The organism is Citreicoccus inhibens, assembly GCF_019039035.1.
Classification (GTDB): Bacteria; Myxococcota; Myxococcia; order Myxococcales; family Myxococcaceae; genus Citreicoccus; species Citreicoccus inhibens.
This window is the reverse complement of sequence record NZ_JAHNZT010000025.1, coordinates 79,505-91,754: the sequence shown is the minus strand read 5'-3', so window position 1 is coordinate 91,754 and position 12,250 is coordinate 79,505. Positions and strand designations below refer to the sequence as shown.

The window sequence follows — 12,250 nt, the reverse complement described above, 5'->3', positions numbered from 1 at the left end:
AACACCTGCCCCGAGGTCGCGGCGCGAGGCGCGCTGGTTCACAGCCCTCTCGCGCCCACCTCCTAGGTTCTCCCTCCGCGCTCCCGCCCCGCGTCTCCCGCTTCACAACCTGCACGGACCGTGTTTTCCTTGATTCGAAGCAAGTCGAGACATAACCGACAACATGGAAGGAATTACAGACATGGTCCGACGACAGGTATGGGGTGCGCTGGCGCTGATGGGTCTGGCGGGATGTGGCGTGGACACGGAGGTCGCGCTGGGCGAGCAGCACCAGGGGTTGGAGACACCCACCAACGTGGCGCTGAACAAGCCGGCGACGTCGTATTCACAGTACGACGCGAGCCACCCCGCCTCGCGCGCGGTGGACGGCAACACGTCCACGGGCTGGGCGAGCGGCTATGCGAGCTATGCGGGGCAGTCGTTGAGCGTGGACCTCCAGGGCGCCTTCGACGTCAGCAGCCTCCAATTGGTGCTGAGCTGGGGCGACTCGTCCCCGGCGGCCAAGGCGTTTGAAATCCAGGCCTGGAATGGCGGTTGCTGGCAGACGGTGCCGGGCACGGCGGTCACCAACAACACCTCCGTCAACGTGACGTTCACGCTCGCGTCGACGGTGCGCGCGGAGAAGCTGCGCTTCGTGTGCCTGGATACGGGCGGCAACTGCTGGCTGCGCGAGCTGCGGGCCATGGCGGTGCCGGCCACCGCGCCCGCGCCCGCGCTGAGCTGCCCCGCGGGAATCCAGACGGCGGTGCGCCACCCGGCCCACGCCTACGCGCTGTTCCTGCCCAAGGACTACAACCTGAGCCGCACGCAGCGCTGGCCGCTCATCATCGCCCTGCACGGCATTGGCGGGTACACGCTCAACACGAATGACCACACCCAGGTGGCCGCGTCGCCGGAGGGCCTGGCCAATCAGTTCCTCAACAGCAACTTCCGCGACACCTTCCAGGGCATCGTCGTCTCGCCGAACTACCACAAGCCCGGAGGCACCGGGAGCGCGTGGTTCCAGGCCCCCACCATCGCGGCCCTGCTGCAGAGCATGAAGGAGGACTACCTGGTGGACCTGGATCGCGTCTACCTGACGGGGCTCAGCGGCGGCGGCAACTTCACCTGGGAGTTCGGCGCGGCCAACCCGGGCCTGTTCAGCGGGCTGGTGCCCATCGCCGCCACCAACACGCCGGTGAACATGACCAACCTCTGCAACCTGGCGACGATGCCCATCTGGGCCTTCAACGGCGCGCTGGACGGCTCCGCCGGGCCCGACACCTCCACCGCCGCGAAGACGAAGCTGGACACCCAGTGCAGCGTGGCCGCGAGCGCCATGCAGACCACCGCGATTCCCAACGCGGGCCACAGCGGCGCGACGTGGGACACCGCCTACGCCATGCCGTCGCTGTACACGTGGCTGTTCAATCAGCGCCTGAGCAACCGCTGACGTGAGGGCCGGCGGCCTTCGGGTGCCGCCGGCCTTCCCCCCGCGTCAGGGAGCGGGCGCGGTGATGAGCGCGCGCACCGCGTCCAGGCGCTCGTTGGGAATGGGGAGGGAGAGGTTGTACTGGGCGATGCGCCAGACACCGCCCTCCTTCACCAGCACGCCCGAGCCCCGGCAGGGGCCCATGTTCGTCGTGTCGAGGGCCTCGTCGAACCAGGCCACCGCGCCGTCCTTGGAGAAGAAGATGTTGCGCGAGCGGGCCTTGAAGTTCCACGCCTTGCCCTTGGCGAAGTAGGGCCTGGCCCAGGCGCGGAACTGGTCCCGGGTCCAGCGCTCCGTCCCATCCGTTCCCAGGTAGACGGCGTCCGGCGTGAAGTGGCCGAAGTAGCGCGCCTCGTCCGCGACGGCGGCGGCGCGATGCCAATCATCCAGCACCGCGGCGACGGCGGCCTTCGGGTCCGCGGGGGCCGGCGTGGGCGCGGCGGACAGGAGGAGGAGCAACAAGGAGACGGTGGGCATGGCTCGGGCCTCGACGGGGAAGACGTTCGGGGTATGAAGCGGCACCGCGCGCCCCTGGGTCAAGGCGCGAGGGAAAGGTGGACGGGCATCATGGTCCTCGAGTGCTTCGAGGTGGGTTCGGGCGAGCAGCCCACGGTGTTGCTGCATGGCTTTCTGGGCACGGGGCGAAACCTGCGCTCGCTCGCGGTGGCGTGGAGTCAGGCCCAGCCCGAGCGCCGCTTCCTCCTGCCCGACCTCACCGGCCACGGCAGCTCCCCCGCCCTGCCGCCCGGCGCGGACCTGAGCACGATGGCGCGCGACGTGGTGGACACGCTGCGCGCGCGCGGCATCTCGGGCGCGGTGGACTGGGTGGGGCACTCGCTGGGCGGCCGGGTGACGCTCGCGGCCAGCCTGCACGCCTCGGACGCGGTGGCGAGCATCACGCTCTTGGACATCGGGCCGGGCCCGGTGCCGTTGGACCTGTCGGAGAGCGGCAAGGTCCTGGACGTGCTGCTGCGCGCCCCCGCGCGCGCGGAGAACCGCCGCGAGATGCGCGCGGACCTCACCGGCCGGGGCCTCTCCGAGCCGCTGGCGGACTGGCTCCTCATGAACCTCATGCCGGACGGCGACGGCGTGCGCTGGCGCTTCGACCGCGACGCGCTGGGCGCGCTCCACCGACGCGTCAACGGCGAGGACCTGTGGCCCGCGCTGGAGCGCCCCGTCCACCCACCCGCGCGCTGCATCCGGGGCGGTCGCGCGCGCTACGTGACGGACGCGGACGCCGCGCGCATGGAGGCCGCGGACTGCCCCGTGGCCACACTCCCCCAGGCCGGGCACTTCGTGCACGTGGACGCGCCGCAAGCGCTGCTGACCTGGCTCTTGGGGAGCTGATGGCCTCGCCCGCCCTGCTCATCTTCGTCGCCGTGGGGCTGGATGGGCTGGCGGGGCTCGCGGGCGGCGTGTTGTCCGAGCGCTGGTTGCAGCGCTACCTCCCGGCGCTGGTGGGCTTCGCCGCCGGCACCTTGCTGTGCGCCGTGTTCCTGGACCTCCTGCCCGCGGCGACCGAGGCCCAGGGCCCTCGGGCCTTCACGTGGGCCTTCGCCAGCTTCGTGGCCCTGGCCTTCCTGGAGTGGAGCCTGGGCCATCACCACCACACCCACCCGCCCGCGCACGGTGAGCCCGAGGCGCACGCGCATCGGCCGCCCACCCTGCCCGTCACGCTGCTCGCGTCGGACGCGCTCCACAACGTGGGGGACGGCGCAGCGGTGGCGGCCGCGTTCCTGGTGTCCCCGCGCGCGGGCGTGGCCACGGCGCTGGCCGTCATCGTCCACGAGCTGCCGCAGGAGGTGGGGGACTACGCCCTCTTGCGCGCCTCGGGCTGGAAGCGGGGCCGCGCGCTCCTGGCGCTGGCGGGCGTGCAGCTGACCGCCGCGGTGGGCGCCGTGGGCGTGCTGGTGGGCTCGCACTGGCTGCCGTCGCTGAACGGCACGGTGCTGGCCATCGCGGGCGGCAGCTTCTTGTACATCGGCGCGGTGGACCTCTTGCCGGAGCTGCGCCACGGCGGCCAGTCGCGGCAGCGCATCATCGGCTTCGTCGCCGGGCTGGTGCTCATCGTCGCGCTCCAGCTCGTGGAGGGCGCGCTGGGCCTGCACGACTGAGCTTCAGATGCGCACGCCCACCACCAGCCCGGGCCACATCCGGTTGCGCATGCGGGCGCTGCCCACCTCGAACTGAGGCATCCAGGAGATTCCCCGGTCCTCGTCCTCCTGGGGTGCGCGGTAGTAATGCAGCATCGGGCCCGCGAAGAGGGCGAAGCGGCGCTTGAGCTCCCACGCCATCACCGCGCGCAGCCGGTACAGCGAGTTGGACGGGCCCGAGCCAAACATGTGCGGAGACCAGCCTCCGTAGGCGATGTCCGCGTCGAGCGAGTAGCGCTCCTCCGCGCCCAGGGGCAGGTGCATGCCCATGCCCACCATCGTCACCAGCCGGTAGCTGTGCGCCCAGGGGCTGAGGCCCGCCGTCACCAGCACGTACACGCGCTGGTTGCCGTACTTGAGGCCCATGCTCACCGGGGAGATGTCGTCCGCCGCCAGCTCCACCACCAGCCGGCCGCGCTTGACGATGCTGAGGATGCCGATGGGCACCGTCACGTCGTCCGCGATGTTCAGCATGCCCAGCTGGAGCCCGTGCATGACGCCGCCCACGTTCACCAGCCCCACCTGCACGCCCGTGGCGTCATCCGCCATGTTGAACAGGCCCAGCTGCACGCCGCTCAAGCGCTGCGCCACGTTGATGCCGATGGCGGCCTGCATGCCGGACATGAGCCCATCCGCGCGGTTCGCGGTGACGCCCATCTGGAGCCCGGTGAAGCTCCCATGCGCCACGTTGACGAGCCCCGCGGCCTGCAACCCCTTGCTGTCCGCGAACGCCAGGTTGGCGCCGAAGGCGAGCTGAACGCCGCGCGACTCGCCCCCCGCCACGTTGGCCAACCCGGACAGCTGGAGCCCCTCGAACGTGCCGTCCACCCACCCCACGCCGCCCGACAGGCCCACGCCCCGAAGCTGCGACGAGCGCACCGCCAACGCGCCCAGCGCCACGTGGTTGAGCCCGCGCCCACCCCACAGCGAGGACGTGGACAAGGGCGGCACCAACGACACGTTGAGCGCCACGCGCGGCACGTCCTCTTCCACCGTCGTCGCGACGAGGGGCGCCTCGGTGCCCTTGCCCCCGCGCGAGGCCGTGCGCGTGAGCGTCACCGGGACGAAGTCCACCGCGCGCAGCAGGCCCCCGTCGCGGCCCGACACGGACAGCTCCGCCTCGAAGCGCTGCAACGGCCGCTCCAGCGTGACGTGGTAGCGCCCCGGCTCCAGCCCCAGCGCCACGCGGCGGCCCGCGAGCTTCTGGAGCTCGGCCACCAGTTGGTTACCCCAGTTGCGCACGAACAGGCGCCCGTCCACGTCCTCGGCCACCGACAGCCGCGCGCCCGAGCCGCGCAGGTCCGTGAGCACCACGTCCCCGCTGCCCGCGAGCTGGATGTCATACGCCGCGTGCTGCGGCCCGCCCTGCGACCGCTCCGTGCGCGCGAGCGTCTCGTGGAAGGCGAACTGGTAGGCCTCGTGCAGCGTGACGCGGCCGTCCGCGTTGCCATCCGCCGCGCCGCGCAGGCCGCTCACCAGGAAGTGCGTGAAGAAGGACGCGCCCAGCGTGTCCGACTCCTGCGCCACCTCGTCCGCGGAGCTGGAGGCGAGGTACGCATGGCCGCGCACCTGCGAGGACGCGTCGGTGAGGAACGCGGGCCGCTTCAGCCCCCCCTTGGAGCGGGTGAGCGCGCCCGAGCCACACGAGTCCAGGATGGCGATGCGCACATCCACGGAGACCTCGCCCAACAACCGGCGCAGGTCTTCGTAAGGCAGGCGCTCGCCGCGGGGCAGGAGGCCGTCCGCGTCCGAGTGCCCCGAGTAGTACAGCACCAGCTCGCGCCGCGCGTGGTCCGCGGCAGTGGCGTCCACCAGGGCCTTCATGCGCCCCAGCGCCGCCACGAGCGCGGCTCGGTCCGCTTCCAGCAGCAGCACCTGGTCCACCGGGGCCACGCCCCCCAGCTCGCCCAGCACGCGCGACACCGCCAGCGCATCCGAGCCGGCGTAGCGGAGCCGGTCACGCCCCGCGCCGCCCTCGCTGGAGCCCACCACGAGCGCGAAGCGCCGCAAGGTGACGCCCGCCTCCTCCGCTTGAGGCGCGGCGAGTGCTCCGGATGCGCCCAACAGGCACATCCCCAAGGCCAGCACCGCGGCGCGGCGTCTCCACCCCATCTCCCCCTCAACTCTGCCGTGCATCTCGAGTCCGAAGCCCGCGCGCCGCTCCGGCCGAGTCGCGCGCGGGCTTCCTGCATAGCGCCTCACCCCACCTCGGGGCGAGCCTTCTTCCGAGCCTGCTTCCGAGCCTGCGTCCGAGCCCGCTTCACGGTGACCAGTGCAGGCGCCGGCTCACCCAGGACTGCCCACCTCGTCCGTCACGCACCACCGCCCAGAACACCACGTCGCGCGCCTCGCCCAGCTCCTCGGGGGGCTCCCACTCGGTGCGGTGCCGGCCTGCCTGACCGCCGAAGTCCGTTCCGCCCGTCACCTGTGGGGAGAACTCGCCGAAGGTGGCGTACCACGCGATGATCCACGACTCCTTGAGGTGCACCGCCTGCTGGTACTCGCGCAGGCCCGGCACGATGTACTCCTCCTGGAGCGCGGACACGTCCTCGGCCTGGAGCACGAAGGGGCCCTTGCCGCGAATCTCGGGCACCCCCGACGCGCTCCACGACTCGCCCTCCAGGCGCAGGCCGGGCAGCGTGGGGTTCACGTTGGGCTTCATGCCCTCCACCAGCGGGCACCAGAAGACCATGAGCTTCTGGGCGTAGACCTCCTCGTTCCCCGCCTTCGCGTGGAGCACCAGCGGCATGCGCACCCCGCCGAGGCCCTGGTACGGGTCCTTCTCCTTCACGCGCACGAGCAGCGGCGTGCCGTCCTCGGCGGTGGTGTCACCGGGGTGGATGGCGAGAGACAGCTCGCCCTCGTTGGTGGAGCCCTCCGCCAGCTTCACCCGGTTGGCGGTGTCCGAGCAGGTGGTGTCGTCCGCGTCCGCGCACGCCCACAGCGTGTACTGGATGGGGCGGCCCTGGCCGTTGGGGTCCACCATCAGCGCGCGGAACGTCACCTCGGAGCGCAGCGAGTCGATGGCCTCGTCCGTCAGCTCGCAGATGGGGGCGTACAGCTCGGGGCGCTCCGTGGAGAGGCCGAGCACGCGGAAGTCGTGCACCAGGTCCGGCTTGTCCTTGGGGTCGACACAGGCCACGGCACCCAACGCGAGCACCAGGCCCCAGCACTTCATGAAGGCCTTCATCTCAGAAACTACCTTTCATGCCCAAGACGGGGAGGATGGGGATGCCCGGGACCTTGTACTGCTCGCGGTACCGGTAGTCGTCGAACACGAACTCGGTGTTCTTCTTGTTGTAGAGGTTCTGCACGTCCAGGTACGCGGTCAGCGTCCAGTTATCGAACTGCCAGCTCTTGTCCACGCGCATGTCGAGCTGATGGAACGTGTCCGTGCGAGCGGAGAAGTACGCGCCTCGCGTCGCCTCGAACTCGTTGCCGTCGCCGCGATAGATGTCGAAGCGGTGCGCGAGCGGCGTGGTGGGGCGCCCCGTGGTGAGCCGGAAGCGGCCACCCAGCTCCCAGCCGTTGCCGAGCACGTAGCCCGCCACCAGCGTGAGGATGTGCGACTGGTCCCACGGGCTCAGGCCGTAGGCGTTGTCGCTGCCCTCGCCGCCGAAGAGCGGATCCTTGATGGTGGGCATGGGGCCCGCGCGGCCGTCCTCCGCGTGGCTGAAGGTGTACGACAGCCAGCCGTGCACCTTGTCCGAGGCCGAGGCGCGCTCCTTCTTCACCATCACCTCCACGCCGTAGGCCTTGCCCACGCCGTCGTTGCTGAAGCGCTCCTGCACCACGCCGCCGCCCTCCTGCGGCAACACCTGGCCGGGCTCCACCACGTTCTTGAAGCGGCGGTTGTAGAAGCCCGTCACGTCCACGTTGAGCACGTCCGTGAGGCGGTGCTCCATGCCCAGGCTCGCCTGGAACGCGCGCTGGTAGCCCAGCTTCGGGTTGCCGTACGGGAGCGTGATGAACTGGAACGTGTCCGGGTTCTGGCTGTAGAGGCCCGCCGAGCCCTTGAGGGACGTCCGCTCGGTGGCCGCGTAGCGCAGCCACAGGCGTGGATCGAGCGCGAGGTTGTAGCGGTCGTGCACGCGCTGGAGGTTGCCGCGCACGCCCGGGGTGAGCGTGAAGGCGCCCAGCTTGAGGTCGGACTCCCAGAACAGGCCGCCGTCGAACCCGTTGACGGACAGCCGCTCATGGAGCATCTCGGCCTCGGGTGACGCGCCGGGGAAGGGCACGTACTCGGTGCGCGCCGGCATGGGGATTTCCACCTTCGAGGTCAGGTGGTCGAAGTAGACGTCCACGCCCGTGCGCATGGTGAGCGCGCGGGACAGCTCCAGCGACAGGACCTCGCGCGCGCCCATCGAGGAGATGGTGTCCACCTCGTGGTACGTGCCCACGTTCGTGATGGCCTTGTCCAAGCCCACGTACGGCGTGAACACGGACGTGAGGCTGCCCAGCCGGTACGTCCAGTCGCCCTTCACGCGGTGGAAGTTGGTGTGCGTGTCGATCTTCAGGTCGCGGTCCGTCTTCTCGCCGGAAGACACGATGCGAAGCTGATCATCCGCGCCGAACGCCATGACGTAGCCGGTGCTGCGCGCCACGCCCGGCATCGGGGCTTCCTTGGAGCGCGCGCCGAAGTCCACGCGCAGCTGGTAGTCCCAGTACTTGGGCACCACCGTCACTGACTTGCCGTCATCCTTGGGGAGGAAGGCTGGCAGGAGCACGTCGATGTACGAGCGCCGGGCCGCGGCGGACACGCTGACGCCGTCCGTGATGGGCGCCTCGACGAAGAAGCCCGCATCCAGCACGTCCGCCTTCAGCGAGCCGTGCAGCGTGTCCGCGGCGCCCTTGCGCGTGGCCACGTCCACCACGCCCCCCACCGCGCGGCCGTACTGGCTGCCGTAGCCACCGGGGTAGAAGTCGATGGAGTCGACGAACTCGCCGTTCACCACCGAGGGGCCGCCCAGGAGGTGGAACAGGAGCGGGATGCGCACGCCGTCCATCAGCGTGGCCGTCTGCCCCGGGTTGGAGCCGCGCACCAGCAGCTCGCCGGACATGAACGGCGCGCGGGCCACGCCGGGCAGGTTCTGGAGGACGCGGATGGGGTCCCCGAAGGTGCCCGGCGTCTTCTGGATCTCCTCGCGGGTCATCGTGCGGCGCACGACCTCCTTCTTGGGCCGCTCGGAGCGAATCACCGTCTCGTAGGCGCTGCCCTTCGGGACCAGGTAGAACAGCACCTCGGTCGTCTCGTTGGGCTTGAGCGTCTCGGTCGTCTGGTAGAGCTGGAAGTTGGAGGCCACCACGCGCACGGCGCACTCGCCCGGGTCCACCTCCAGCGAGAAGCGACCCTCCGCGTCCGTCGTGGCCTCGGGGGCCTCGGGGTCATCCCCGCAGCGCACCGTGGCGCCCGCCACGCGGGAGCGGCTGCCGCGCGAGATGAGCTGACCGGTGAGGATGGAGCGCGGCTTGGGCGCCTCGGCGGCGGGCTGGCCCTCGGGCGTGGCCGGCGCGGTGAGGGTGAAGTGGTAGACGTACTCGACCTGCACGGCGGACGGCACGCCGTCCACCTCGGCGGGGGAGAACACGAACTGGCGCACCGCGGAGACCGCGGCCTCGTCGAAGCCGTGGCCCACGTTCTCGGCGGGCTTCACCTCCGCGACGGTGCCGTCCTCGGCGATGGTGACGAGCAGCCGCACGTCGGCGGTGAGGCCCTGCGCGCGGGCCTCGGCCGGATACTGCGCCTCCACGGACTGTAGGAGGGACGGGGCCTTGGTGAGCTGGGGCGCGGGCTTCTGCGCCTCGGGCGGGGGAGAAGTCTGCTGGGCGGCGGGAGCGGCCGTGCTCAGCAGCAGCGAGGCGGCGAGCAGCGCGCCTCGGGCATGCAGGGTCGAGGACATGGAGTCAGGAGGACCAACAGGAGATGGGTGTGGAGGGCTCGCGGGTGCTCAGTCGAGCAGGAACGTATACGCGTACTTCATCTCGGTGGAGACAGGCTCGCCGTGCTTGATGGCGGGCTTGAAGCGGAAGCGCATCACCGCGTCGCGCGCCGCCTCGTTCAGCCCGTAGCCCGGGCCCGACACGATGCGAGCGGCTACGACCTTGCCCTCGAGGTCGATGGTGATGGACAGCGTCACCGTCCCCTCGATGCCCGCCCGGCGCGCCTCGTCCGGATAGGGAATCTTCACTTCGCTGGCCAGCGAGGGCTCGCTGTCCACCTGGTAGATGGGCGTGTACTTCGGGGCCGAGTACGCCTTCACTTCCTTGGGCGCGGTGGCCTTCTCCGCGGTGCGACCGTACAGCGTGTTGCCCACCGCCGCCGCGAAGCCACCGGACGCGGTGGTGGAGGACATGGAGATGCCCACCACGAGGGGCGCCTTGGTGGGCGCGGGCGTGTCGTTGGGCGGAGGCGGCGCGTCGGGCGGAGGCGGGGGCAGCGGCTTGGGGGCCTCGGCCACCTTCACGGGAGGGGGCCGCGCGGGCCGGGCCTTGGGGGGCGGCGGCTTGGGCTCCTCCGCCTTCTTCTCCTCCACGGGAGGCGGCGGGGGCGGCGGCCTGGTCACCTCCACCATCACCATCTCCACGGGACGCTGGGGCTGCCCCAGGGTGGGAGCGCGGGTGTTGAGCACCACGAGCGCCCCGCCGTGCAGCACGAGCGAGCCCACCACGAAGCCCACCAGCACTCCGCTGCCGCCGCGCCGCGGGAGCCTCAGCGCGACGTTGTCGAGAACCATCTGCGTCATGGGAGCACCGTCAGCCCGCCGAAGGCACGGGGGCCACGTCCTTCTCGATGTTGAGGGCGAACTTGGCGATGCCCTGGCCCTTCACCACGTCGATGAGCCGCATCACCCGACCGTACGGGATGGTCTGGTCCGCGCTGATGATGGCGCGCGTGTCCTTGTCCTTGGCCACCGCCTCGGCCACCTTGCGAGACAGGTCCGCCTCGCTCACCTCGGCGCCGTCGAAGAAGAACTTCCCTTCCTTGTCGAGCACCACGTTGACCAGGCCTTGCACCGTCTCGCCGCCATTGGCCGCGCGGGGCAGGTCCACTTCCACCGTCTCGCGGACGATGAAGTTCGCGGTCACCATGAAGATGATGAGCAGCACCAGCACCACGTCGACCAGCGGAGTGACGTTGATGCCTGTAATCTCCTCGTCGTTGTCAGACGCGCCGCCGGCCATGACTAGTTCGCCTCCGCGCGCAGGCTGCCCACGAGCGCGTGGCCCAGGGCGGTGGTGCGGCTGGTCAGCGTCTTGAGCTGACGGTTGAAGACGTTGAAGGCCACCACCGCGGGGATGGCCACCGCGAGGCCCACGGCCGTGGCGACGAGCGCCTCGGAGATACCCGCCATGACGGTCTGCTGGATGGCGGCGCCCTTCACGCTCAAGGAGCCCAGGTCGTGGAAGGCCTTGATGATGCCGAGCACCGTGCCGAAGAGGCCGATGAACGGCGCGTTGTTGCCGAGCGTGCCCAGGAAGGAGAGGAAGCGCTCGTACTGGGGCCGCTCGCGCGCCACGGTGGACGCGATGATCTGCTCGACCGCGTCAGCGCCCTGCGAGGCGGACGCGAGGGCCTCGCGGATGACGGCGGCCTCCATGCCGCGCTTGCCCTGCACCGCCACGCGCACGGCGTCGAACTCGCCGCGGGTCAGCCGCACCGCCAGGGCCTCCGAGTCCGAGAGCCGGTGCCGCGAGAAGTAGACCGTGCGCTCCAGCATGATGGCGATGGAGAACACGGACAGGCATACCAGAACCCACAGCACCCACTCGGCGCTGGTGAGCGTCACTCCGAGCAGCTTTCCGCTGAGCCACCCCAGGTGCTCAGAAGGAACCTGGGCGGGCATGAACATGGACGACATGGTGGAATCCCCTCGCGAACAGCGTTGTGCGAGAGGAACACCATCCCCGAGGGGAAGTGTCACCCCGCCCCTCCTCGTGAGCCCCCCCAAGGCCAGTGGATCCACGCAGCCCCGGAAAGCCCGCCCCGCCAGCCAGGGAGACGGGCGTCCTCCCTCGGGTCACGCGCGCGTGTCGAGCGAGGGGGCCGGGTCGCGTTTCCTGCCCTGCGGGGAGGCAGGCGTCCCTTCCGCGACGACGGAAGCGAGGCGATCTGCGGCATCATGCGCCCCCGCCCTGAAGCACCGCCCCGCGAGAGGCCCCGCGTGTCCAACCCAACCCCCGAGTCCCCACCCTCCCCCGCTCCGGCACCGTCGGGCGCGCCTCCCGCGGAGCAACACGACCTCAGGGATGAGGCGTGGGAGCGCTCGCGCGGGCTGACTCGCGGCAGCGGTCGGAAGCTGTGGCTGGGCGCGCTGCTGTTCGCGCTCGCGAGCGTGATGGGGCGCGTGGCCACGCGGCGAGAGTCCTACGTCGAGGACGTCCAGGCCGTGGTCATCTCCGGGCGTGAGCGGCTCAAGCACTGCGGCTCGGTGGATCCCGGTTCGCGCGTGACGGCGCGGCTGGTCCTGGATGGGAACGGCGGCGCGCGGGCCACCGTGGAAGGCGCGCTGGCGGGCACCGTGGCGGGGCGCTGCGTCGAGGAGGAGCTGTCCCGGCTCGCGTATCCGAAGCGGACGGGGCTGCCTGTCACGGTGGCGCTGTCACTCGACGCGCGGTGAGCGCGCCT

The 12,250-nt window shown here is 70.9% G+C and carries 11 protein-coding genes; 4 read left to right on the top strand and 7 right to left on the bottom strand.

Going from position 1 to position 12,250, the window contains the following annotated elements; all coding sequences use genetic code 11:
- Nucleotides 1-181 precede the first annotated feature (181 nt).
- Nucleotides 182-1,432: a discoidin domain-containing protein gene (locus KRR26_RS25055; RefSeq protein ID WP_158611425.1), complete on the top strand. Its 1,251-nt coding sequence runs from the start codon at nucleotides 182-184 to the stop codon at nucleotides 1,430-1,432.
- A 45-nt stretch (nucleotides 1,433-1,477) separates the two neighbouring features.
- Here KRR26_RS25055 and KRR26_RS25050 read toward each other — a convergent pair whose 3' ends face one another.
- Nucleotides 1,478-1,948 carry a nuclear transport factor 2 family protein gene (locus KRR26_RS25050; RefSeq protein WP_217081049.1) on the bottom strand — a complete coding sequence of 157 codons (471 nt, stop codon included), beginning with the start codon at nucleotides 1,946-1,948 and terminating at the stop codon, nucleotides 1,478-1,480.
- Nucleotides 1,949-2,038: 90 nt separating this feature from the next.
- Between KRR26_RS25050 and KRR26_RS25045 the strand changes: the two genes are divergently transcribed.
- A complete protein-coding gene (locus tag KRR26_RS25045; RefSeq protein ID WP_120204590.1) occupies nucleotides 2,039-2,818 on the top strand; it encodes an alpha/beta fold hydrolase in 780 nt (259 codons plus the stop codon).
- Nucleotides 2,818-3,585: a ZIP family metal transporter gene (locus tag KRR26_RS25040; RefSeq protein ID WP_217081048.1), complete on the top strand. Its 768-nt coding sequence runs from the start codon at nucleotides 2,818-2,820 to the stop codon at nucleotides 3,583-3,585. The genes KRR26_RS25045 and KRR26_RS25040 overlap by 1 nt, the downstream gene beginning before the upstream one ends.
- A gap of 3 nt (nucleotides 3,586-3,588) precedes the next feature.
- Here KRR26_RS25040 and KRR26_RS25035 read toward each other — a convergent pair whose 3' ends face one another.
- The 6 genes from KRR26_RS25035 to KRR26_RS25010 all read right to left on the bottom strand — a co-directional run bounded on the left by KRR26_RS25035 (nucleotide 3,589) and on the right by KRR26_RS25010 (nucleotide 11,483).
- On the bottom strand, nucleotides 3,589-5,736 hold the full coding sequence (locus tag KRR26_RS25035) for a caspase family protein (RefSeq protein ID WP_233576784.1): 2,148 nt from the start codon (nucleotides 5,734-5,736) through the stop codon (nucleotides 3,589-3,591).
- Between the two features lie 148 nt (nucleotides 5,737-5,884).
- Nucleotides 5,885-6,814, bottom strand: coding sequence for a hypothetical protein (locus tag KRR26_RS25030; RefSeq protein ID WP_120204580.1), 930 nt, complete (start codon nucleotides 6,812-6,814; stop codon nucleotides 5,885-5,887).
- 1 nt (nucleotide 6,815) lies between these two features.
- A complete protein-coding gene (locus tag KRR26_RS25025; RefSeq protein ID WP_217081047.1) occupies nucleotides 6,816-9,524 on the bottom strand; it encodes a TonB family protein in 2,709 nt (902 codons plus the stop codon).
- 48 nt (nucleotides 9,525-9,572) lie between these two features.
- Nucleotides 9,573-10,367, bottom strand: coding sequence for an energy transducer TonB (locus KRR26_RS25020; RefSeq protein WP_120204575.1), 795 nt, complete (start codon nucleotides 10,365-10,367; stop codon nucleotides 9,573-9,575).
- A 10-nt stretch (nucleotides 10,368-10,377) separates the two neighbouring features.
- Nucleotides 10,378-10,806 carry an ExbD/TolR family protein gene (locus KRR26_RS25015; RefSeq protein WP_120204573.1) on the bottom strand — a complete coding sequence of 143 codons (429 nt, stop codon included), beginning with the start codon at nucleotides 10,804-10,806 and terminating at the stop codon, nucleotides 10,378-10,380.
- 2 nt (nucleotides 10,807-10,808) lie between these two features.
- Entirely contained in the window at nucleotides 10,809-11,483 is a 675-nt protein-coding gene (locus KRR26_RS25010) for a MotA/TolQ/ExbB proton channel family protein (RefSeq protein ID WP_120204571.1), read from the bottom strand.
- 303 nt (nucleotides 11,484-11,786) lie between these two features.
- Here KRR26_RS25010 and KRR26_RS25005 point away from each other — a divergent pair, with 303 nt between their 5' ends.
- Entirely contained in the window at nucleotides 11,787-12,242 is a 456-nt protein-coding gene (locus tag KRR26_RS25005; protein WP_217081046.1) for a hypothetical protein, read from the top strand.
- The last annotated feature ends 8 nt before the right edge of the window (nucleotides 12,243-12,250 follow it).